The organism is Candidatus Tisiphia endosymbiont of Myopa tessellatipennis (assembly GCF_964031105.1).
Classification (GTDB): domain Bacteria; phylum Pseudomonadota; class Alphaproteobacteria; order Rickettsiales; family Rickettsiaceae; genus Tisiphia.
This window is the reverse complement of record NZ_OZ035005.1, coordinates 1365016-1385533: the sequence shown is the minus strand read 5'-3', so window position 1 is coordinate 1385533 and position 20518 is coordinate 1365016. Positions and strand designations below refer to the sequence as shown.

The window sequence follows — 20518 nt, the reverse complement described above, 5'->3', positions numbered from 1 at the left end:
CCATTATTTTTTCACCTGTGGAATTTTATAATAAAGAAATACTGATAAAAGTGTACTTTAATGACAAGAGTTTTTATTTGAAACAAAACAATGGTAATACACATAAGAAGCATTATGTTGACTAATTTTTAGTATGTCAAGTAGAAAAGTGATGTTTACATGACTACAAACTTCATGCCAAAACCACTGCGAACCTGATTCTTTAGACGTTTCAAGCACTTTTTCGTCTCGAAGATGAGTGTAAAAATTATTGCAGATCCACTTTGCCAGCAGAAGCAAAAATATATATCTACGGCAGACTTTTTATAAGTCTGCTATATATATTTATATATATACAAAATCCTGCTTTTTTGACCTACCTTGAAAGCCTTGCAGTATAAGGTCTTGCGGGTAGTCCAAAAACGCATTTTTATTTAAAAGCATACTGCTTTTTTGGCTTGCCTTGTATCCCAGTTTCTAAAAGGGTTTGCGGGTAATCCAAAAGAGCAGTGCTTTTTTACTGCATCTTTGCTGCGTTTTTGAATGCATTTTTGCTATCCCCTAAAAGCCTTATAGTATAAGGGTTTGCAGTATTTCCAAAAGAGCAGTGCTTCTTTACTGCACTTTTAATATCCCCTGAAAGCCTTGTAATATAAGGGTTTACAGGTAGTCAAAAAGAGCCGTACTTTTTTGTTGTATCTTTAAATTTCTGCATCTTTGCTACACTTTTAAAATTCTATATAAGCCAGTCTTCTAAAAAGTTTTGCAGATATTCCAAAAAAGCAGTGCGTTTTTACTGCATCTTTACTGCACTTTTAACATCCCATGAAAGCCTTGTAGTATAAGGATTTGCAGGTAATCCAAAAGAGCAGTATTTTTTGCTGCGTCTTGAAATTTCTGCATCTTTGCTGCACTTTTAAAATTCTCTACAAACCAGTCTTTTAAAAAGTTTTGCAGTATTTCCAAAAGAGCAGCACGTTTTTACTGCACTTTTAATATCCCCTGAAAGCCTTGCAATATAAGGCTTTACGAGCAGTCCAAAAAAGCAGTACTTTTTTGCTGCATCTTTGCTACACTTTTGTTTTTTCTAGCAATTGTTTGTTCCGTATTTTTTCTTCATTTAATCCTCATGCTTTCTTCTAAATCTATGTGCCAAATTTTAGGATTAAGTACCTCATCTTTTTTACCATCACCGTCACGTTTCTTATCTTCGAGAGGGAGAAGTGTTTGAAGAGGTAGGAAAGTAAGGTTTATAAGGATTTTGCTATAAGATTTGTAGTCATGTAAATGATATTTTTTATTTGACAATGCTGGAATTTAGAGATATAATCTCTTTCATGTATATTACAACTGTTCCAAATAGAAATTCTCGTCCTGCAATATTGCTTCGTACCTCTTATCGCGACTCATCTTCGAGACGAAAAAGTGCTTGAAACGTCTAAAGAATCAGGTTCGCAGTGGTTTTGGCATGAAGTTTGTAGTCATGTAAACATCACTTTTCTACTTGACATACTAAAAATTAGTCAACATAATGCTTCTTATGTGTATTACCATTGTTTTGTTTCAAATAAAAACTCTTGTCATTAAAGTACACTTTTATCAGTATTTCTTTATTATAAAATTCCACAGGTGAAAAAATGTAGTCAGTAACGAGAATTTAATTCTACACTCCACTCGTCGCATAATACTCACGTTCTATAGCATAATTTCTGCTCATATTTATCTCGAAGATGAGTCGCGAAGACGGGAAAGTATTAAATAAAACCCTAGCTAACTTAACTAACTGGGATGATTTACGCATTGAGGCTTTTAAGAAGATGCTGAAAGGTGAATTTGATGGTTTAGATGGTGTTCCTGAGGTTGGTGAAAGTTTTGGGACTATTTTTCTACTAAAAAGAATTGCTGATGAAATTGGTATTACTAAGGCTCTTGGTACTAGAAGCAAAGAAGCTTTATTGAGTCTATTTTTGGTTTTAGCACGCTTTGCTCACCAAGGGTCTAGACTTTCCAGCGTGAAATGGGCGAAATCGCATGCGATATCTGATGTATTATCTGTCGATTCATTTGATGAAACCCATTTATATCAGGCTCTAGAATGGTTAGAAGAGAACCAAGAAAAGATCGAATTAAAATTATTTAAAACTTATCAAAAGAAAAATAACAAGCCGCCTGTTATGCTTTTATATGACGTCACTTCCAGCTATTTCGAAGGAACAGAGAATGAACTTGCGGAATATGGGTACAATCGGGATAAAAAGAAGGGTAAAAAGCAAATAGTGATTGGTCTATTAACTGATGATCATGGCGAACCTTTGGCTGTTAGAGTTTTTAAGGGTAATAGTGCTGATCCTTCTACCATTTATGAGCAGATTGAGCTAGTAAAATCTAATTTTGGTATTAAGAATATAGTCTTTGTTGGTGATAAAGGAATGATTAAGAGGACAGGCAAAGAAGGATGGGACTATATTACAACCTTAAGTAAAGTTGAGATTGAAAGCTTAAAGAAAAGCGGAGTTTTGCAATATAGTTTTTTTGAAGAACAGCTATGCGAAGTAACCAATAATGGCAAAAGATATATTTTAAGGAAGAATGGTTCTATAGCCCGAAAAGTTGAGTTTGATAGGAATAACCGAGTTGAAAAATTGGTTGCAAAGATTGAAGAGCGTAATATATATGTATCAACCCATAAGAAAGCAAAGCTAGAACTTGGTTTAAATAATATTCAAAAAATTGCCAAAGAATGGCGGATAGATAAATTTATCAACCTAAAATTAGACGGCAACCAAATAGTGGTTGAAATTGATCAAGATAAGAAAAAAGAGTTGTTTGCTCTTGATGGTTGTTATGCGATTGAAACACAGATTGAAATTAAACTGATGAGTAAAGAATTGGTTGATAAAGCATAATTTACATGAAGTAGAATCGAATTTTAGCAGTATGAAGACAGGATTACTCGAAGTAAGACCGATCTTTTTAAGGAAAAGCAACAGAACGAAGGGACATGTATTTGTTTGCATGTTGGCATTAAAAATATGGCACTATATGAAAAATAAGTTGAAACAAGGTTGTGGCGTAACCAAGGATGGTAAATATAATGTGACCATTGAGGAAGCATTAAGAGAGCTGGATAAAGTATGTTTTTTATATTACACAATCAAGGGTTGCAAAGTTGCAAGATTACCAAAATTAAGCGAGTTTCAACAAAATTTATTCAATTTATTTGATTTAACGATGCCCCAAATGACAAAATCTGCAAAATGATAAAATAATGGTATGGACCTCCTGATATACAGAATGAAAAGCAGTTGCTAATCTTCTAAAGTTAATATTAAATATTAAAATAACAATCAGGAGGCTAAGATGGAAGTTACCACAATTGGTATAGATATTGCAAAAAGAATTTTCCAAATTCATGGTGTAGATAAAAATGGTAAGACGGTATTAAAGAAAAAATTAATGAGAGATCAAGTTTTAACATTTATGGCTAATTTACCAAAATGTTTGGTAGGGATGGAAGCTTGCGGCGGAGCTAGTTACTGGGCAAGAGAAATAACTAAATTGGGGCATATAGTAAAACTAATGGCTCCACAATTTGTCAAACCGTATGTTAAAACTAATAAAAACGATCAAGCTGACGCTGAAGCTATATGTGAAGCAGTAACAAGACCAAATATGAGGTTTGTACCAATTAAAACTGTAGAACAACAAGATATTTTGTCAATTCATCGGGTAAGAGAGAGATTGGTAAAAAACCGTACGGCACTTGCGAATGAAATTAGAGGATTATTACATGAATTTGGTTTTATTATTCCTCAAGGGATCAATAAGGTTGTAACAAAATTAACTGAGATTTTAGATGAAGGAAATTTGAGTCAGCTAGGTTACCAAACATTTAGTGAACTGAAAGAGGAATTTTTGGATAATGACAAAAAAATAAAAGAGATAGAAAAAAGATTAAAAATAATAGCTAGCAACTTAACTCAATATCAACGATTAACAGCTATACTTGGTCTTGGTTTAATTACTGCTACTGCTTTAATAGCATCAATAGGTAATGCTACAAGTTTTGAGAATGGTAGGCAATTATCGGCATGGCTTGGATTAGTGCCAAGGCAGCATTCCAGTGGAGGGAAAGATAAGTTGCTTGGAATTAGCAAGCGAGGTGATGTTTACTTGCGTACTCTATTGATCCAAGGAGCTAGAGCTGTACTAAATGCCAAGATAAGATTTACATCGGAAGAACAAAAATCTAAAAAAGATTTTAGCAAATTTACGCAGTGGATGTTTAATTTATCTGAGCGAAATGGACATAATAAAACAGTAGTTGCTGTAGCTAATAAACTGGCAAGAGTGGTGTTTGCAGTACTAAGGTCAGGGGATGATTATGTAGAGAGTAAAGTTTGTAGCACAGAGCTATTATAATTAACATAAAATAAAATAAATAGTGGTTTATTAATTAATAGGTAAACAAAGAATATGTAAGAGATTCCAACCCGGAATATGCGTGAGATAATAATATTGATGGTAAATAAGACAAACCTTAGCTTACAAAGAAACTGATGACTACAATGGCTCTTTGAAGCCGATAAAATGATAAGTATATAGTTTGTAAGCCAGCGAATTCCATCAGGGCTGTAGGATAAATTATACATAATTTATTAACTATAAGCCGGATACATGTATGCATTTGCATTTTTGCTATTAGATGTTATTTTTTTCTTGCATTTTACAGGAGGTCCATACATGTAGTCAGTAACGAGAATTTAATTCTACACTCCACTCGTCGCATAATACTCACGTTCTATAGCATAATTTCTGCTCATATTTATCTCGAAGATGAGGAGCCAGTTAATAGACTTCTTGCAGAATTCGCTTCTGTGCAAGGATTTGAAGGAGACCTAGAGCCTCAACCCGCAGCACACTCAAACTCTGTTACGGATTTGAGTCTAGACTCATTGTCTAAATCACCAACAGAAGTAGTATTATGCGAGAAGTCTAACGAAATTTACAAAAATAGTGAGAGTAAGCATAAACAAAATGGTAAAAAAATGATTAAATATTCAATGAGTGAGTGGCTAATGCACCAGTGTTTAATCAATGAAGTTGTGTTTACTGGTTTAGTAAAAAATGTATTACAAGCAAAACTGATTGACCAATTAACTGATACGTTTAACTTACAGATTCAAGAATTTGGCTATCGCCAATTTTTAAGCAATGGCACAACTATGGGTTTTTGTACCCGAAATTTTTGCACCAAAAATATTGACAATAGCCACAATATCCAAAATAAAAATCTCAGCTACTAATCTCTAATACAATTCTACAGTCAGCAAGCATGTAACAGTTTTGTCATTTACCAAAGAACAAAAGATAAAATTGAAGGGTTTTATTTTTTGCCATCAACTAATAGTCCAGAAATTATTAGCTATTACCTTAGCCACTTTGAATCTTTTGAACAGTTTATTAGTCTTGTAAGTCTTTATGTTAACCTAGTTCTAGGTAGTATAAGATGCAGTAATTCATACTGCCAAAACTTACACAACAATAACTTATACGTAAAAATTTTTAGCCCCAATAGCTTGGCAGAATTATTTCCTGAAAGGGTTTTAAGCAACTAACTAAAATAACCCTATTATGCAAACAACTAAAATTAACGTAAAATATTTAGGCAAGTCTTTCATTCTTACTCAAAGAGCTATGGAATGTCTTACACTTGCAGCTCTTGGCTTTCCTAAAAAGCACATAGCAGCTAGACTAGGCATATCGTATAGAACTGCAGAAAAACATATAACAAATGCTAAAAATAAAATTGGCATCTATCACCACCGGCAATTATTAGATTTTTTATTTTCTTACCAACTGTTATAAGTAGCCTACTACCTTTACTAATAATATAAATCAATATAGAAATTCTAAACTAATAAATATTACTTCTATGTCCTATTTTATTTATAATGACCAAACTATTTTCTAAATCAATTTCATAAAGTATTCTGTAGTTACCGTATCTATATCGATAAAGACCTTTGTATTTACCAATTAACGGCTTTCCTAATTTTTGTGGCATCGATGTTTTCCACTTATATTGTATATTTTTAAAGCGATATCAGGAGAAATATTTGATAAATCTGCATCTTCTTTTTCCTCCTATTTAGTTTTATAAAGCATGCTTTGTACGATATCTTTCTTCTAATCTTTGTTTCATTTCTTCAGAAGTATAAAATTTTCTGTTTGGACTTTTCATCCTAGCTAAAGCATCTTCTGCATCCTCTATATCTTCTAGTTGTTCTTTAATGTAGCTTTCAATTGCTTTATGAACAATATAGCTTTTTGATCTTTCCATTGATTTAGCTATCAAAGATAAAGAGTTATTTAAATCATTTGGAATACGTGTAGTAATTGTGGTCATAATAATGTCATGTATTGTGAATACATTGTATTCTAATATATTCATATGTAGTTGTCAAGACTACTAAACAAACGCGAGTTGCCAATTAATTATATAGGTAAACCCTTATTTAAAACAGCTTACAACTAGAAGTCGTAGTTAAAATGTTCGTTATAATTAGCTATATTTTAAAATATAACTAATTTTGAGCCTTTTAATGCTATAAGTTACCTTCAAAGGCTTGATGAAATTCAGCTTTGTGCTTAACAATTAATTGGCAACTCGCGTTATGTATGGTTGAGAAATAGTTTGACCATATCCTATTTTCAAAGGTTCATCTTCATAGGCGTAATCCTTAAGAGTTTCAGGAACAAAAAAGTGTCTAGGAATAATGTGCATAGCACGCAACACTTGTTCATCTTGAATGCCTCGCCTTTTTATTTGAGTTTCTAGCATTTGTAATCTTTTAAAGTACAATCTATCTTGATTCATTGTGCTAAACCAAATACTTGTTTAAGTCATTATTCTATCATTAATGGCTAAAATTACGCCATTCAATTAGGTAACTTACAGTCAAATAACAAAAATTTATTGATTTAAGGTATTAAAAATTCTAGATTTCAACTATTATTAAGTTTTTAGTGAGAGTAATCACACAGAGTTCTATCTGAGTAGCAAGTATCTTAAGTTTGCTAGCTAGCTTTTGTTGCTCAGTCTCTTCTTTTATTCTTCTGCCATACAGATTAATTGGATTCTCAATTAAATTGATAGTCTCAGGGTACAGAAAATTTACCATCCTAAAGCTATGAGCAAGTTTTAAACTATTATCTAACATCGAGGCTTCCTTTTCTTTATATCTTCTTACATGTTCGATATTTTCTGGGTATCTAATCATCATAAACTTTAGCTCCTCTAACTCTTTGCTAAATTGTTCCACTTCCTGCCTTGCTTTGGCGTATTCTTGTTCTCTTTGTTGCTCTATGACTAATGTCTCTTGTTGCTTCTCTAATTCTTTTGCCAACTCCCTCTCCTCAAACCATAACCAACCACGATATCTCTGTTCAAAGAAACCTTGGGCATAGCTAGTAGACAAATAGGATATTAATGATAAAAACAATATTAATCTCATAACTTGCTATACTCATTTAATCATTGCTAATTAAATTAATTATTAACTTGATCATTAACTCTTTTTGTTTAGTATCACTTTCAGCAAAGTGAATACCAAACGGCTAAAAGACACTTGGTAATTCACATTTTACGATTTTTTTTACATTATATTACTTAGTGCTTTATAATTTCTGTGCTATACTAGTGTTATAATTGATGACTACTAATAGCATATATGGATAAAATAACTCCTCGAGTTGATTTGGCATTTAAGAAAATCTTTGGCGTAGAAGAGAATAAGGACTTGCTGATATCCTTGATTAATTCAATTGTATCTAAGGAAGATCAAGTGGCAGAACTAACGCTACTTAATCCATATAATCCAAAGAACTTTAAGAATGATAAACTCTCAATATTAGACGTGAAAGCCAAATCCGTTGATGGCAAAAGGTTCAATATTGAAATTCAAATTAGCGACGAAGCTGATTATGATAAGCGAGCTTTATATTATTGGGCTAAATTATATACTGAACAATTAAAGGTAGCTCAGGACTATTCTACCCTAAGCAAAGCCATTGGTATTCATATTCTAAACTTTACTTCTATTCCGAATGTAACTAAATATCACAATGTTTTCCATATAGTAGAAAAAGATAGTGGCTTGTTATATTTCAAAGACCTCGAATTACATACTATTGAGCTTAATAAGTTTACTGATAATTCTTATGAGGAATTACCTGATATACTGAAAAAAGTAAAAAACTCTCTAGACATGTGGACAGCTTTTCTAACAAGACATGACCTACTTAACAAAGATAATTTACCTAAAGAATTAGACAATGTTGCCTTAAAAAAAGCTCTAACAGTGCTAGATGTTATGAACTTTACTGACGAAGAAAGAGAGACCTATGAAGACCATCTTAAATGGCTGCGTATCGAAGCTAACACTCTAAAAAAACAACTGGAAAAAGGTAGAGAGGAAGGTAGAGAGGAAGAAAGAATATCTATGGCAAAAGAAATGCTATTAAACAATGAGCCGATGGAAAAAATTATTAAATACACTAAGTTAAGTAAATCTCAAATAGAAAATCTAAAATCATGACTTACGATCCTCAAACTGTTACTGCTCTAAAATTATTGGCAGAAAATGCCACGTGTGAATATATTGCCAAAGTTACTGGTTTAAGTATTGAAGAAATCCAAAAACTAAAATCTTCTAGATAATTCTATCTATATCGCTTACCAATGATAAGATATATTATGTATAATAGACCCATATTAAGATTAAAGACAAATATAACTCCCGACTTCCGCATTTTTTAATAAGGCATAAGCTTAGAAGGCTCATAGTGCTAGGATTTTTAAAATTTAGGCACAACATTATTTTGTTATTTTAAATATATTTCTGCATGGTCTGAACGTTTGATGTTAAAGGTTTTATAGATTTTTCTAGCTTCGTTTTTTATTGCACTTGGTAGTCTATAAAAATCACCAGTCTTTGTATGTCTTAAGATTGAAGCCTGTACTGATATTAATAATTCAACAATATTAGTTACACTAATCTTTTGGGTCAGAGCAACCTTGTATTCTATAGTTTTAAGCACTGCAAAACTCATATAACACACAGCTATATGTGCTTCTATCCTTTGTTTAGTCCAGTGAAAAATTGGACGCATTTGTAAATTATGTTTATTGATTCTAAATTGCTCTTCAATTACCCATAATCTAGCATATTTTGCTATTGCTTCATGTGGAGTTATAGTCTGGTCATTGGTGATTACCCCATGCATGCCATCCCACAACGCATTCTGCTCTATCTTCTCTGCGTCAATATAGCTCTTGCCATTTTCACTAGAAGTATATTTTTTTACTCCACTATTAGATATAAGTTTTTTAGTACTACCAGACTCACCAATAGTCTTATTAATTTTATCTAAAATTTTTTGTCGCTCCTGTGCATCATTAATAGCCCTTTTAGATTTATAACTGGTAATTAGACGTTTACCATCATGCTCTAGATCGGCAATCCAAGTAAGATCATTGCCTATAACAGTAGGCTTATAGTTTTCCTCTGATAATATTTCTTCTTTCTTTTCTTTCTTGAGTGTTTTAAGCTTTGCTGCCACAATATAACGATAACCACCTTCATCGAGAGCTTGCAAGTTAGCTTTACTAAACATTGCACGATCAGCAATAAAACAGACATCTTTAACTTTAAGATACGCTTGCCAGCTGTTAATTGATTTAATTAAGGTGCTAACTTCTGCGGTATTACCACTAAACAGCTCATAGCCAAGTGGTAATCCATCCTCATTAGTTGCTAGGGCAAGAACTAGTTGGGTAGTATTAAAGCGATGATCTTTACTATAGCCAAAGGCTCTTAGCTCATCTATTTCTACTGATTCAAAGTATAGTGTAGTAACATCAAAAAATACTAGGCTAATCTCTTTATTAGGAATCAGGGTTAGGGTGTTTTTAAAGCATAATTCTTTAATTTTAGGTATTTGCTCATGTAATTTGTCCATCATCCAATAAGTAGCATCTAGATCATGATGCTGGTCAAATTGATCGCTTAAATACTCAACTATCCCTTTTTTACTATCTGGCCTTACCATGCGGGCTAACACTAAATCCTTCAGCATCCCAGCGTCACGTTTCCTTGCTAGTAACTGGTTAAAATGCATTTGATCATAAACATGCCCTCCTATTTGATGCACTCCTTCAACAACTCGCTTGACTTCTACAACCTCATTTAGTTTTACTTCATTAACAGGTAGAATATCTTTTAACTGCTTGTTAGTTGGACGACCTCTTTTAACCTTGTTAGTATCATCAGTAAACAAATTCCCCTGCCCAGTTGCAGCTTCTCTCTCAGCTTTAATCTTGGCAATCAAATCTTGTGCTAGGGCAACTAATTTAGCTTCTTCTACTTCATCTACGAAGACTCCTAAATGACGTACTATACGCTGTTTGACGTTACCTTTACTATCACGATAACCTTCTACTATTTGGATAGATTGCCTTGGACTATTAGGACTTTTTTTACGACGTATGTACATATTAGGGCTATAAAATATGGGGCTATATTCAATTAATTAAATAATAAACAACATCGCAGTTAAAGTCAATAATAAAATATCTACTAGGCACAACAGAACGAGAGTACCACTTCACCTCCTTACTAATGCCACTTATAACAACTAATATCAAAAAATCTGCGGAAGTCAGGAAGAACATCAGTCCTACTGATATAGAAAAGAAAACTGGATTAAGCAGAAATACAATATATGGAATAGTAGCAGGTAATTCTAAAAATCCTACGGCTCATAATCTACAATTAATAGCAAAAGGGTTAGATGTATCATTAGAATCAATACTTATTGATGAAAAAGCAATACCACTTGAGTTACTAAGTCATGCTCAAATAAACGTCTTTTTTGAAGCAACTGAAGTGACAATTAAAACTATACTTGAAAAAAATATAAACTTTTCACTTACAAACCTTATAAATTTAATAAAAGAAGTATATCACTACTCTCTAAAAAAACAGCCTGAGCCTATTAATAAATCATTTGTTGATTGGTTAATAGATAAATACTACGAACCATAAATATTCTATTACAGATGCTTGCGTTATTATACAAAGCTAAGGTTAACTTGACCATTGTCTTATAAATTAGATACATCAAATTGAAATGCTAATGCACTTCACCTCTCTAAATTCATACCATACTGTTTACAATATTCAAACATAGCGATAGTGTTAGGGTGATCTACTCCAAATTCTTCAACTTGTGATTTACCAAAATCCTTATAAATACGAAAATCTTGTTTTTTACATGCAGCTTTAGCACCTTGAAGGTACAAGTAACTTGTATAAGCAACATTCTTTCTTCTATCCTTATATAGATAAAAATATATACCATAAGCTTGTCTATAAGATGTTATAGCTTCCTCCAACTTATTTAAAGCAAATAAAATATCACCTTGAACTACATAACTAGCTGTTAAATCAGGATCAATGAGATAGGTAGTATTTTTAGGATTTCTTTTCTCATCAGCAAGAAAAATTATTATAGCTTTTTTTGCGTGTTCTAAGGCTTTATTGATTTCTCCTAATCCAAGTTCAGATCTTGCCATTTGAGTAAAAATGCGACCAAATACTTCACAATGCTCTTTTGTTACTAGTTTATGAGTATCATATAACTGTTGTATTTGTACATAGGCTTCTTGATATCTACCAAGTGAGTTTAATATTTCAGCTTTTAATATGTAATTATTAGAAAAATACAACACATCATTGAGTCGAGTACCACTTCTAGAGATTTGCATTATCTCTTTATCACATTCCTCTAACGCTTGTTGCTCATTACCAATATAATGATATAACTTTGATTTCATTATACGCGTTACTTGCCCTAAACCTATAAAATTAGTATTCTTTTCTATTGCATTAATCTCACTTTGAGCTTCGTTAATTTGACCTAATGAAATACGAGTACTTGCTATATTGTAAAGAACGTTACACTTAATAGCTTGATAACCTTCTACTTTTTCTAACACTTGATTAGCTCTTAAGGAGTATTCTAAAGCTTTATACCAATTCGCCAGTCTAATTTTATAATACCCTCCGATCACTCCTAGATATCTAGCATAAAATAATTTTTCTTCATTATTCATTAACCATAATTTCAATATCTCTTTGTTTATCTAATTCATCAAACCAATTAAATAATTTTTCTGCCTCATAAAACTGAAACATATTAATATAATTTATAAATAATTGTAAATTGAGTGGCAGTAACTTGTATATGCTAAGATTATAACTTTGCTGATAGTCTGTAATGATTTTCAAATTTTCATTTATTGTTTTACCACTACGAAAAGTATGTTCCGGAGGCTGTTTACCATTATTAGGTATAGCTTTAGTGATTTTATCAATAATATATTCTAAATAAACTTTATTATCCTGATAACCATTAATCTTTATTGTTTTCTGAGCTATAACATCATGCATCTCAAAAACAGGATTATCTTGATCTGAGTCAATATTAGAAATTAATACAAATTTTGATAACTGGAAAATATCGTCATCTATGGTATTTGGATGATCGGTAATAATAACAAGTAATTGCTTGGAAAAAGCTTGATTATTTATTAAAGCTATTTTTTTAAGTAATTGAACAGCTGAAGGTGTTAACTCTTGCATTGCTAATTCGATATTCAGCTTGATCTTGTCAGCCGATTGGTAAATCTTTTTCTTATATTCTTCTCTACCTAAACCCTTAACTTGATTTAACAATTGAGTTCCTTGAACTATTAGTATTGGATACCCATTAAAAGCTTCTACTAAAAACTTAATATCTTTCTTATCTGGATTATTTAATAAATTAGTTGTTAAAGTAATAGCATCACTATTAACAAATAAAGTCATCTCTATGGTATTTGGTAATATCTTACCATCTTGAGAGCAAAATATAATATTGCCATTATGTTCCCAATCGATTAAATCTTGAATTTTTTTATTTTCTCCAATTTTTAAATTATCAAAAACTAATAACCATTTATCTTGAGTTACTAAATAATCCATTACATCTCTCTTAGCTAGATCAGCATCTTCTGATATATTAGCTTGTAGATTCTTATTAAGCTGTTTAGCTAATTTAGTAAATTCTATATTAATATCTTGATTACAATCAAAAAACCAAATGATGTTGTAAGTGGTCTTATTGTCATAAGCGTATGTTCTAACAAGTTGTGTTTTACCTATGCCACTAGTACCAATAATACTAGCTTGTCGGTATTTATTTAGATTATCTTTAAGTTCTTCTAGCTGTCTAACATGATTAACAAAATAACTTACTGGTATTACAAGATTAGATATTCGTTCTACTGCTAGAGATGTACTATGCATGATTAATAATATTGTTAATGTTAAATATTTATTCATTTTTTTCTTTCTTAAAAGAGGTAATGTGAACTATATTATCATTTTTCTTGTCTACAATTCGTGTACTTTTTTGAAATTTCTCTGCTATTTCTATCACGTTTATCTTATCATAACTAACTTTACAATAAAAATCATTCGACCTTAGCATATTAAATATTTGATTTATATTTAATAAAAATGGATTTGCATGAGTTTTAAAGAAATTACTAGACATATTCAATAATTCTTCTTCATTCTTAATAGGGATACCATCATATTCTAGATTCAACTTGAATTTTGTATCTTTTTGGTTCAAAGACAAGTTAATTTGGCGTTTAACCACAGGAAATTGTTTTTTTAATAAAAATAGTATGTAATTAATTAAACTATATATTATCTGATATAAGCTGCCTGAGATACAAACTTTATTACTTCTAATGAGCTTGATATTTTAATTGATATATTTTCATCTTCTTTCTTAAATCTATTTGTAAAAAACTCGATTAGTTTACTAGTACTTACTTCCTCTACCATATGGTTTTGATATAATACTATAGAACACGGCATACGATTACTAATATTCTGCACTCCGTAATTTTTAATCATTTCGTCATAATTACTATGTTGTTCATTCATAAATACTAACTTATTTGCTGCTTGAGAGAATAAGCAATTGATTTCTAAGTCTTTTTGTTTTGCAAACTCAATATCCCATATCTTTTTCATTAAAGATTTTTCACGATCTGACAGTTCTTTTTTATGTTCTGCCTTTAGTTGTTTTAAATAAACACTATTTTCATTTTTATAATAAGATTTATATTCTTTTTTACAATGACTGAGCATTGTTTTATATAAAAGATATAATAGTAAGAAATTAACTAATATAAATAAAGATAATAAATAAAATGGTTTCTTAATCTTATGCTCTGTTTTATTCCAAAATGCTTTGTCAATTAAAATACTTATATTAAGTTGCGTATGATCGTTAATGCGATAAGCCTTTGTAATTGTATATTTTGACTTATTGGTATTTGCACAAAGCATGTCATTGTTTAATTTAATCTTATAATAAATGAACTTAGGAATAAATTTATCTAGTAATGTACTAAATTTAAATTTGTTATAACTGATACATTTATTATAACAAATTTGGATGTAGTTATTTGTATCTATTGTAATAGTACTTTTTTCAAGATTTGTAGGAACTTTTAATGCTAAATAATTTAGATGGTTTAAAGTAAGTTCTAATATTCTATTATAATACTCTTGTAAAATATGAAACTTTTCTTGGCTAGCTTGTTTTTGATAATACTGATGTATGTATATACTAAATATAGTGTACATTATAAAGATTAACAAAAATATTCCGTATATAATTTTTGTTAATCTATTTAAGCAATGCAATGATTGTTCACGCATAATTTATAATTAATATTAATTAATGCATTTTGTTGTACCTACATAATAAGCAGAAAACCTTGCTTATAGCCAGCTAAAATATACAACTTGACACCATAGTAATGTAGTTTTTAGTTGCACAATAACCATTAGCTGTGGCAATTTCTAGAGCTACTTTTGCATTAAATCTTCTTCCACGATGTGCTAAAATTACCGGCATAGAATTGATCAATTGGCATGTTTTTTGACTTTCATGTACTGGAATTTGTTCATGCAAAATCTCAGTAATTACAATAAATGCATCAGCCAATTTATTCAACCTCTGAACAAAGACTGTATAGCTTGGTATACTCAATTAACCTGAAGAGTTGCAGAAATGGTTAACGGTAATAGTTTGGAAATTATCGTTTATGAAGGTACGTAACCTATCTTTATAATCACCAATGTTGCTAAAAAATTTGTTTATTGCTTCCGAAAATTGTTCAAAATTATGATAAATTAGTAAACTGTAGTTTAACTTAAATAATTCTTGCTTGTCAAAATCCAGCTTAGCCGGTACTATTTTCGGCTTCTTGTAAACAAAACCCAATTTGTATAGTAATTTTGTTACTCCCGTTATCGTATATGTTACCCCATATTTGTTCTCAATGTGATGCATGATATCTTTAGCATAAACATAATTATTTGCTTCTAGGTGACTCGCTAATTCTTCCCTCTCACCATCACTTAATTTGCTTGTGCTACCTCCATTGTTGCTATCAAGCTTATTGGCTTTTTGATAATCAACAATATATTTTCTTATCGATTCGTGGCTCAAGAGTAGTACCTTAGCAATCTCTACATTACTATACCCATCGTCATACATCAAAACTGCCTTAATACGATCACGTATGCGTCCGTCTCGTTCTGTCTTATGACGTTCCTTCAACTTTTCTCTTTGTTCTTCTGTCAATACATTCTTACTCATAATCTCCTAAACTCTACAATATCTCTCCTATCTTTGCAACCCTTCATTTACGAGCAGTATACATATCCTCGCCGATAAACTGATATATTCTCAAAGTCTTTTATGATACGAGTTTCAGAGTATTTTTTGGTTATTAATTAAACCTTCTAAAAGTTCTCATTTTTGTTTCCATTCAATCCATGTACTATTTTTCATCTCAATCTGCATAATATTTGTTATATCCAGATAATTCAACTGTCCCTTCTTCTTCACTAATGCTTACATGTTCTATCTCTCTAGTGATATGTTGAAGTGAATAGGATGTTTCTGTTTTCTTAGTCTCCTGAGGAATATTAGGAATATAAGATATCTCGCATTCAGTAGTTTCCAAAGGACCTGCGTTTATTGCTGCTGTTACTTCTTGATGTCCTCCCCAATTATCAAAATCAATTAAAAACTTACCTTGCTTTGTGTATACATGCTTGGTATATAATCGATCATCACCGGTAATTTTGAGTTCGTAGGTTGTAGAGAGAAATTTTATCCCATTACTACCCTGCTCCCTGCCAGTGAAACCTTTTAATAAAGCATCAGTAAATTTAGTTAATAACTCCTCTTTTTCTAATTTCTTAACTAATTTGCGATTAATTACTGCATAAAAATTTTCTTTACCTGTTACAGGATAAACATCTTCTTGATCAGAACTGTAAACAACTCCTGTGTGTGTATTCCACACGCATGGTGGTTCTTTTACTGTTGCCTCTATTGGCTTTTGTAATAACCCCTTCTTTTTTTCTTGAAAATAAGCATGTATTGCTTTGGGATATAAGGTATTAACAAGTTCATTTAATTCATCAGGATTTTCGGTTGATTCAATGGCAACAATTTCCTCTGTAAAACTAGTTTTTTCTGTGGCAACAGATGGAGTTTGTTCTGTTGTCAAACTACCTATTTTTTGTAGTTTTTCTAGCAATAACCGTAATTTTGTAGCTTCTTTGGTTGCCTCATCTAACCTTGGAGACTGTATGCCAGTTTGTTTTATGTCCCAAACAAGAGGTGAATTTAAATACTCAGACGCTTTAGTAAAATCATTCTTTTCTATAGCTATATACAAGGCAAAATCTTTAGCATAAGAGAACAATCTAGAAGCTATATCGCCTGACTTAGCATGGGTTTCTAGAAAATCCCAACAATCTTTAGATTGTTGTTGACAGTCATTTGCTTCATAAAAAATAAACTCTAAATATTTTAGAGGAAGCATAGTATGATTTGATAAGATATCACTATATTGCTCGTACATAGTTGTAAGATGCTCTAACCCTTCTCTCCAAGAGTTGGAGTATTTGCAAAGCTCTAATATTTTAAATAAGTATGTTGGTATGATATATCGTTCTGTATGGGTACTAAGTTCTTGGTAACAATTAATGGCTTTAATAGGTTGTTCTTGGGAAAATTTTTCAGCCCAAGTTTCTACACATAGAACATATTTTAAGTTTTCAGGCTTTCCAAGTTTTGGAAATGTAAAACCATGTTTTTCGCATAATTTTGCAATAGTAGAATCTGTTTGATCTACAAATTCCAACATGATAGTGTATAATTTTCTAAGTTCTGCATCTTCTGTACTTTGTGCATGTTCCTTTAATTCATCAATAATATGACCATCATGTTGGAAATAGGACTTCCGTTTTATTGAGTATAGTGTTTTAAGATCAGGATCGGTTATTTTGTTTATTTGCTCTAAGGATTTCTCAACATTATGGCAAATAATGTAATAGTTTAATAATTCTTTCACTGTATCCTGATCACCTGCTATTAATTCTTCTGCCTTAATAAAATATTGAATAGATATTTCTTTATCAAAATATTTCCACACTTTCCCAAGATTATAAAAAATATTATACAATAATTCCTGCAAAGAGTTATCTTGAGCTTTTGTACAACGATTTATATTATCATAAGCTAGTTCAGCACATCTTCTAGCATTGTAATAATCTGCATTGTCTAAATACTCTACACATATTGTATTATATAACATAGCTAGCACAACAAATGCTTCCCAATATTTTGCTTTCTCTATTATATAGTCCTTTAGTTCAGCACTATTATTATTCTCTTTATAACATTCATATACTGCTGCTAATGTACGTAATGTTTTTTCGATAGGTACACTCACCGGCAGTTCTTTGGCAGGTGATACATTTGCTGAAGGTTTGGTTAATGGGTTTAGAAACTCTTCTAAACTATCAATAGTAGTTAGAATATATTCCTCTCTGTTTTTGTCCAATAACATGGCTTTATAAAAACTTACTATTCCTTTGTATAAATTTAAATATTCAAGTGATTCAATTGACGGTAACTTAGGGGGAGGAAATTCATTCTTTTGTTTTATTACATCTTCGCGAAGCTTTTTATAATTATATCCACGCTTATCTTTGATTGTAGTATCAGCTCTTAGGTCTTCTAATTTCTTTGCCATCGCACGATGTTTATACAATGCTGTCAAGTGAAGTGCAGTATAACCGTTACTATCTTGAATATTTAGGTTAGCTTGATGATTATGGAGCAAATTGACAAAAGGTTTTTTGTCATAAATTACCGCGTAATGTAAGGCAGTTTGCTTCGTTATATCTTGATGGTTAGAATCAAAGTTACGATTGAGCAAGAAATTACCAATTTCTACACTCCCATAACAAGCCGCTAGAGTAAGTAAAGTGCCTCCAGTATCCGGAAATGTTTGTTTACTTAAATCAATCTCTAAACCATCAATTACTAATTCTACTAAGTTGAGATTTTTATCATTGTAGACTACGTAAGTTAATGCATCAAATAATGCTTTTTTGTCTATATGAGACTTTATTGGTGTAAGTTCACATAATAATTTAATAGCCTCAACATCCTCAGCCCAAATAGCATACATAAAAATCTCCTGTAACGCTTTTGGATTTTCTTTGAATCTAGTAACCTCTTCTTCTTTTATTGTAATTTTTGCCATAATTCAATTTCTCCGTGTTATAGATTCATTTTGTAATATATTTTTATAAAAAGCTGGGTACATTTTTTAGCAAAATTTAGCTTTGCCCCTGCTTTTGAATGGTCTCAATTAGTCCGCCTTGGCTCACATGGTGAACTTGGTTTATAATTTTTAACATGTTGACAATCTAAAGTAAGTTATGTTAACTTACTTTAGATACATTTTATTCATTTAAGTGTTTATATTTATGAGTGCGAGAGCAATTTTATCTTCAAAAGGTCAATTAGTAATCCCTAAGACATTAAGAACAAAGTTAGGGTTACATTCTGGCTCAGAACTACTAATTAATATAAAAAACAATGATAGCTTAGAAATTTTTTCTGTAAAGAAAAGTATTACCAGCTTTTTTGGTATGGGTAAAAGTAAATCTCAAGAGAAACCGATGTCTATTGAAGACATAGATGATGCAATTAGTAAAGCGATAGCTGAAAATGATAGGAGTTGACACCAATGTACTAGTTAGAGCTTACTTACAGGATGATCCGGAGCAGGCAAAAGAAGCTCAAGAGTTTCTTTTAAAAATTACTCAGGAAAACTCATTGTTTATTTCTTCTTACGCTATTTTAGAATTTGCATGGGTTTTGAAAGTAAAAGGATTCTCTAGGGATGAGATATATCAAGCAATAATAACACTAACTGATTCAACAGGTATCGTTATAGGTCAAAGGGAAGTAGTACTAGAAGCTCTAGAAAAATATGTAACTGGCAAAGCTGATTTTGGAGATTATATGATTTTAGTAGAAGGTAAAAAAAACAAAAGTCACAAAATAAAAACCTTTGATAAAAAGCTTCAAAAAGAATTAAGTTATTAGAATCATATTAACTGACTTTCACTTTCAAAATTCAAAGCAAGGTAGCAGAAAAAATGAATACTACCCAGTCTGTAATTGCTCGTTTAGAAAGTGGCAAGCATTTTCCAAGTCTACAAACAATTTATAGATATGCTATTGCAGTAGAAGCCAATTGATTTGCATGTGCAACCATAATAGTAATTAAAATCAGTTCCTTTACTTCTGATACTGGGATTCTAAGCGTGAACCTTAGATTTTTAATTTTTAACATAACTTTAGTGGCTATTAATATCTTTAGGAATTTTATTAAGAGACTCAATGGAAATTCTGCCAATCATTTCATCTATTGACAGCTGAAAATAATTGGCTAGTGCTACCATAACAGGACTACCAAGAGTTTTTTGCTCTCTTTTATCGTCTAGAAAATTAAAAATAGTATTTTGGCTACATCCTATACGAATAGCTAATTGAAAGGCACTGAGTCCAGTTTCTTGAATTTTATCTTTAATTAGTTTTTTGAGATTAGTATTAATTTCATCTTCTGTTAGTTTCTTATAGTTGTTAGTAAAAACAGTATAATACTTTTTATCTCTGCCAATCACTTCATCTAAGTGACAATTAAAGTAATTAGCCAATTTTAATAGAGTTTTCAGGCTGGGATTACGGAAATTACCACCAATAATTTTGTTTGTTGTAGTTGGATTTATCCCACTTTGAGATATAAAATCTTTTCTTTTAAGTTTTTTTTCCTGAAATTTTATCCTTAAAAAATTTTGTAAGTTAATACTAAGTGACATTCTATAAAAAAAATAAGATGAATTAAAAAATAAATACCGCTAAGCAGTATTTATTATTGACGCTCCTAAAACCTTATATTAAACTCAATTAAGCAAAAAGCGAAGAATAAGCGTAACAAGTATAAAAGTTTATCTCTGCTTAGAGTGCT

Annotated in this window: 28 protein-coding genes; 12 read left to right on the top strand and 16 right to left on the bottom strand. The window is 31.1% G+C overall.

The window, feature by feature from the left end; all coding sequences use genetic code 11:
• Positions 1 to 57: 57 nt before the first annotated feature.
• The 3 genes from AAHN03_RS06940 to AAHN03_RS06930 form a co-directional block, all read right to left on the bottom strand.
• Positions 58 to 219, bottom strand: coding sequence for a hypothetical protein (locus tag AAHN03_RS06940; RefSeq protein WP_341761540.1), 162 nt, complete (start codon positions 217 to 219; stop codon positions 58 to 60).
• Between the two features lie 564 nt (positions 220 to 783).
• Complete coding sequence (locus AAHN03_RS06935) at positions 784 to 945, bottom strand: hypothetical protein (protein ID WP_342278592.1); 162 nt, start codon at positions 943 to 945, stop codon at positions 784 to 786.
• Between the two features lie 150 nt (positions 946 to 1095).
• Entirely contained in the window at positions 1096 to 1287 is a 192-nt protein-coding gene (locus AAHN03_RS06930) for a hypothetical protein (RefSeq protein ID WP_342278591.1), read from the bottom strand.
• Between the two features lie 117 nt (positions 1288 to 1404).
• Between AAHN03_RS06930 and AAHN03_RS06925 the strand changes: the two genes are divergently transcribed.
• The 6 genes from AAHN03_RS06925 (at position 1405) to AAHN03_RS06900 (ending at position 5847) form a co-directional block, all read left to right on the top strand.
• On the top strand, positions 1405 to 1566 hold the full coding sequence (locus AAHN03_RS06925) for a hypothetical protein (protein ID WP_341761540.1): 162 nt from the start codon (positions 1405 to 1407) through the stop codon (positions 1564 to 1566).
• A 143-nt stretch (positions 1567 to 1709) separates the two neighbouring features.
• Positions 1710 to 2885 carry a hypothetical protein gene (locus tag AAHN03_RS06920; protein WP_342278590.1) on the top strand — a complete coding sequence of 392 codons (1176 nt, stop codon included), beginning with the start codon at positions 1710 to 1712 and terminating at the stop codon, positions 2883 to 2885.
• Positions 2872 to 3240 (top strand): hypothetical protein, encoded by a 369-nt coding sequence (locus tag AAHN03_RS06915; protein WP_342278427.1) that lies wholly within the window; start codon positions 2872 to 2874, stop codon positions 3238 to 3240. Before AAHN03_RS06920 ends, AAHN03_RS06915 begins: the two co-directional genes overlap by 14 nt.
• Positions 3241 to 3339: 99 nt before the next feature.
• Positions 3340 to 4401, top strand: a complete 1062-nt coding sequence (locus tag AAHN03_RS06910; protein WP_342278589.1) for an IS110 family transposase — start codon at positions 3340 to 3342, stop codon at positions 4399 to 4401.
• A 455-nt stretch (positions 4402 to 4856) separates the two neighbouring features.
• Positions 4857 to 5285 carry a hypothetical protein gene (locus AAHN03_RS06905; RefSeq protein ID WP_342278588.1) on the top strand — a complete coding sequence of 143 codons (429 nt, stop codon included), beginning with the start codon at positions 4857 to 4859 and terminating at the stop codon, positions 5283 to 5285.
• A 328-nt stretch (positions 5286 to 5613) separates the two neighbouring features.
• Positions 5614 to 5847: a helix-turn-helix transcriptional regulator gene (locus AAHN03_RS06900; protein ID WP_341751283.1), complete on the top strand. Its 234-nt coding sequence runs from the start codon at positions 5614 to 5616 to the stop codon at positions 5845 to 5847.
• A gap of 49 nt (positions 5848 to 5896) precedes the next feature.
• Here the strand turns inward: AAHN03_RS06900 and AAHN03_RS07735 are convergent, their stop codons facing one another.
• The 4 genes from AAHN03_RS07735 to traF all read right to left on the bottom strand — a co-directional run bounded on the left by AAHN03_RS07735 (position 5897) and on the right by traF (position 7496).
• On the bottom strand, positions 5897 to 6046 hold the full coding sequence (locus tag AAHN03_RS07735) for a type II toxin-antitoxin system RelE family toxin (protein ID WP_375331227.1): 150 nt from the start codon (positions 6044 to 6046) through the stop codon (positions 5897 to 5899).
• Positions 6047 to 6136: 90 nt separating this feature from the next.
• A complete protein-coding gene (locus AAHN03_RS06895) occupies positions 6137 to 6388 on the bottom strand; it encodes a ribbon-helix-helix domain-containing protein (protein ID WP_341762375.1) in 252 nt (83 codons plus the stop codon).
• A gap of 249 nt (positions 6389 to 6637) precedes the next feature.
• Positions 6638 to 6859 carry a protein-L-isoaspartate O-methyltransferase family protein gene (locus AAHN03_RS06890; protein ID WP_341762374.1) on the bottom strand — a complete coding sequence of 74 codons (222 nt, stop codon included), beginning with the start codon at positions 6857 to 6859 and terminating at the stop codon, positions 6638 to 6640.
• Between the two features lie 121 nt (positions 6860 to 6980).
• The gene (gene traF, locus AAHN03_RS06885) at positions 6981 to 7496 is read right to left on the bottom strand and encodes a conjugal transfer protein TraF (protein ID WP_342278587.1); all 516 of its coding nucleotides are present in this window, start codon (positions 7494 to 7496) and stop codon (positions 6981 to 6983) included.
• Positions 7497 to 7712: 216 nt separating this feature from the next.
• Here traF and AAHN03_RS06880 point away from each other — a divergent pair, with 216 nt between their 5' ends.
• Entirely contained in the window at positions 7713 to 8579 is an 867-nt protein-coding gene (locus AAHN03_RS06880; protein ID WP_342278586.1) for an Rpn family recombination-promoting nuclease/putative transposase, read from the top strand.
• Entirely contained in the window at positions 8576 to 8701 is a 126-nt protein-coding gene (locus AAHN03_RS06875) for a hypothetical protein (RefSeq protein ID WP_342278585.1), read from the top strand. The genes AAHN03_RS06880 and AAHN03_RS06875 overlap by 4 nt, the downstream gene beginning before the upstream one ends.
• 164 nt (positions 8702 to 8865) lie before the next feature.
• Here AAHN03_RS06875 and AAHN03_RS06870 read toward each other — a convergent pair whose 3' ends face one another.
• Positions 8866 to 10536: an IS1634 family transposase gene (locus tag AAHN03_RS06870; RefSeq protein ID WP_342278584.1), complete on the bottom strand. Its 1671-nt coding sequence runs from the start codon at positions 10534 to 10536 to the stop codon at positions 8866 to 8868.
• Between the two features lie 125 nt (positions 10537 to 10661).
• Here AAHN03_RS06870 and AAHN03_RS06865 point away from each other — a divergent pair, with 125 nt between their 5' ends.
• Complete coding sequence (locus AAHN03_RS06865) at positions 10662 to 11087, top strand: helix-turn-helix domain-containing protein (protein WP_342278583.1); 426 nt, start codon at positions 10662 to 10664, stop codon at positions 11085 to 11087.
• Between the two features lie 98 nt (positions 11088 to 11185).
• On the opposite strand, the gene AAHN03_RS06860 is transcribed toward AAHN03_RS06865, so the two are convergent.
• The 7 genes from AAHN03_RS06860 to AAHN03_RS06830 all read right to left on the bottom strand — a co-directional run bounded on the left by AAHN03_RS06860 (position 11186) and on the right by AAHN03_RS06830 (position 18742).
• Positions 11186 to 12157 (bottom strand): hypothetical protein, encoded by a 972-nt coding sequence (locus tag AAHN03_RS06860; RefSeq protein WP_342278582.1) that lies wholly within the window; start codon positions 12155 to 12157, stop codon positions 11186 to 11188.
• Positions 12150 to 13427 (bottom strand): hypothetical protein, encoded by a 1278-nt coding sequence (locus tag AAHN03_RS06855; protein WP_342278581.1) that lies wholly within the window; start codon positions 13425 to 13427, stop codon positions 12150 to 12152. The genes AAHN03_RS06860 and AAHN03_RS06855 overlap by 8 nt, the downstream gene beginning before the upstream one ends.
• A complete protein-coding gene (locus AAHN03_RS06850) occupies positions 13420 to 13749 on the bottom strand; it encodes a hypothetical protein (RefSeq protein WP_342278580.1) in 330 nt (109 codons plus the stop codon). The genes AAHN03_RS06855 and AAHN03_RS06850 overlap by 8 nt, the downstream gene beginning before the upstream one ends.
• Positions 13750 to 13799: 50 nt before the next feature.
• Complete coding sequence (locus AAHN03_RS06845) at positions 13800 to 14750, bottom strand: hypothetical protein (protein WP_342278579.1); 951 nt, start codon at positions 14748 to 14750, stop codon at positions 13800 to 13802.
• Between the two features lie 148 nt (positions 14751 to 14898).
• Positions 14899 to 15123 carry a hypothetical protein gene (locus tag AAHN03_RS06840; protein ID WP_341762356.1) on the bottom strand — a complete coding sequence of 75 codons (225 nt, stop codon included), beginning with the start codon at positions 15121 to 15123 and terminating at the stop codon, positions 14899 to 14901.
• A 36-nt stretch (positions 15124 to 15159) separates the two neighbouring features.
• Positions 15160 to 15771, bottom strand: coding sequence for a helix-turn-helix domain-containing protein (locus tag AAHN03_RS06835; protein WP_341760894.1), 612 nt, complete (start codon positions 15769 to 15771; stop codon positions 15160 to 15162).
• Positions 15772 to 15967: 196 nt separating this feature from the next.
• Positions 15968 to 18742 (bottom strand): ankyrin repeat domain-containing protein, encoded by a 2775-nt coding sequence (locus AAHN03_RS06830; protein WP_342278578.1) that lies wholly within the window; start codon positions 18740 to 18742, stop codon positions 15968 to 15970.
• A gap of 226 nt (positions 18743 to 18968) precedes the next feature.
• Between AAHN03_RS06830 and AAHN03_RS06825 the strand changes: the two genes are divergently transcribed.
• The 3 genes from AAHN03_RS06825 to AAHN03_RS06815 are packed head-to-tail and all read left to right on the top strand — an operon-like array spanning position 18969 to position 19748.
• Positions 18969 to 19226, top strand: a complete 258-nt coding sequence (locus AAHN03_RS06825) for an AbrB/MazE/SpoVT family DNA-binding domain-containing protein (RefSeq protein WP_375331219.1) — start codon at positions 18969 to 18971, stop codon at positions 19224 to 19226.
• Positions 19213 to 19593 carry a PIN domain-containing protein gene (locus AAHN03_RS06820; protein ID WP_341762359.1) on the top strand — a complete coding sequence of 127 codons (381 nt, stop codon included), beginning with the start codon at positions 19213 to 19215 and terminating at the stop codon, positions 19591 to 19593. Before AAHN03_RS06825 ends, AAHN03_RS06820 begins: the two co-directional genes overlap by 14 nt.
• A gap of 53 nt (positions 19594 to 19646) precedes the next feature.
• The gene (locus tag AAHN03_RS06815) at positions 19647 to 19748 is read left to right on the top strand and encodes a helix-turn-helix transcriptional regulator (RefSeq protein WP_342278577.1); all 102 of its coding nucleotides are present in this window, start codon (positions 19647 to 19649) and stop codon (positions 19746 to 19748) included.
• Positions 19749 to 19847: 99 nt separating this feature from the next.
• Here the strand turns inward: AAHN03_RS06815 and AAHN03_RS06810 are convergent, their stop codons facing one another.
• The gene (locus tag AAHN03_RS06810) at positions 19848 to 20369 is read right to left on the bottom strand and encodes a helix-turn-helix domain-containing protein (RefSeq protein WP_341762361.1); all 522 of its coding nucleotides are present in this window, start codon (positions 20367 to 20369) and stop codon (positions 19848 to 19850) included.
• Between the last annotated feature and the right edge of the window lie 149 nt (positions 20370 to 20518).

Bases quoted from the DNA above. Each gene is read 5' to 3' on its own strand.
- AAHN03_RS06865 (WP_342278583.1), top strand. From the start codon at position 10,662: ATGCCACTTATAACAACTAATATCAAAAAATCTGCGGAAGTCAGGAAG.
- AAHN03_RS06870 (WP_342278584.1), bottom strand. From the start codon at position 10,536: ATGTACATACGTCGTAAAAAAAGTCCTAATAGTCCAAGGCAATCTATC.
- AAHN03_RS06895 (WP_341762375.1), bottom strand. From the start codon at position 6,388: ATGACCACAATTACTACACGTATTCCAAATGATTTAAATAACTCTTTA.
- AAHN03_RS06855 (WP_342278581.1), bottom strand. From the start codon at position 13,427: ATGAATAAATATTTAACATTAACAATATTATTAATCATGCATAGTACA.
- AAHN03_RS06820 (WP_341762359.1), top strand. From the start codon at position 19,213: ATGATAGGAGTTGACACCAATGTACTAGTTAGAGCTTACTTACAGGAT.
- AAHN03_RS06845 (WP_342278579.1), bottom strand. From the start codon at position 14,750: ATGTACACTATATTTAGTATATACATACATCAGTATTATCAAAAACAA.
- AAHN03_RS06830 (WP_342278578.1), bottom strand. From the start codon at position 18,742: ATGGCAAAAATTACAATAAAAGAAGAAGAGGTTACTAGATTCAAAGAA.
- AAHN03_RS06900 (WP_341751283.1), top strand. From the start codon at position 5,614: ATGCAAACAACTAAAATTAACGTAAAATATTTAGGCAAGTCTTTCATT.
- traF (WP_342278587.1), bottom strand. From the start codon at position 7,496: ATGAGATTAATATTGTTTTTATCATTAATATCCTATTTGTCTACTAGC.
- AAHN03_RS06920 (WP_342278590.1), top strand. From the start codon at position 1,710: ATGAGTCGCGAAGACGGGAAAGTATTAAATAAAACCCTAGCTAACTTA.
- AAHN03_RS06835 (WP_341760894.1), bottom strand. From the start codon at position 15,771: ATGAGTAAGAATGTATTGACAGAAGAACAAAGAGAAAAGTTGAAGGAA.
- AAHN03_RS06825 (WP_375331219.1), top strand. From the start codon at position 18,969: ATGAGTGCGAGAGCAATTTTATCTTCAAAAGGTCAATTAGTAATCCCT.
- AAHN03_RS07735 (WP_375331227.1), bottom strand. From the start codon at position 6,046: ATGCCACAAAAATTAGGAAAGCCGTTAATTGGTAAATACAAAGGTCTT.
- AAHN03_RS06880 (WP_342278586.1), top strand. From the start codon at position 7,713: ATGGATAAAATAACTCCTCGAGTTGATTTGGCATTTAAGAAAATCTTT.
- AAHN03_RS06890 (WP_341762374.1), bottom strand. From the start codon at position 6,859: ATGAATCAAGATAGATTGTACTTTAAAAGATTACAAATGCTAGAAACT.
- AAHN03_RS06860 (WP_342278582.1), bottom strand. From the start codon at position 12,157: ATGAATAATGAAGAAAAATTATTTTATGCTAGATATCTAGGAGTGATC.
- AAHN03_RS06810 (WP_341762361.1), bottom strand. From the start codon at position 20,369: ATGTCACTTAGTATTAACTTACAAAATTTTTTAAGGATAAAATTTCAG.
- AAHN03_RS06815 (WP_342278577.1), top strand. From the start codon at position 19,647: ATGAATACTACCCAGTCTGTAATTGCTCGTTTAGAAAGTGGCAAGCAT.
- AAHN03_RS06875 (WP_342278585.1), top strand. From the start codon at position 8,576: ATGACTTACGATCCTCAAACTGTTACTGCTCTAAAATTATTGGCAGAA.
- AAHN03_RS06910 (WP_342278589.1), top strand. From the start codon at position 3,340: ATGGAAGTTACCACAATTGGTATAGATATTGCAAAAAGAATTTTCCAA.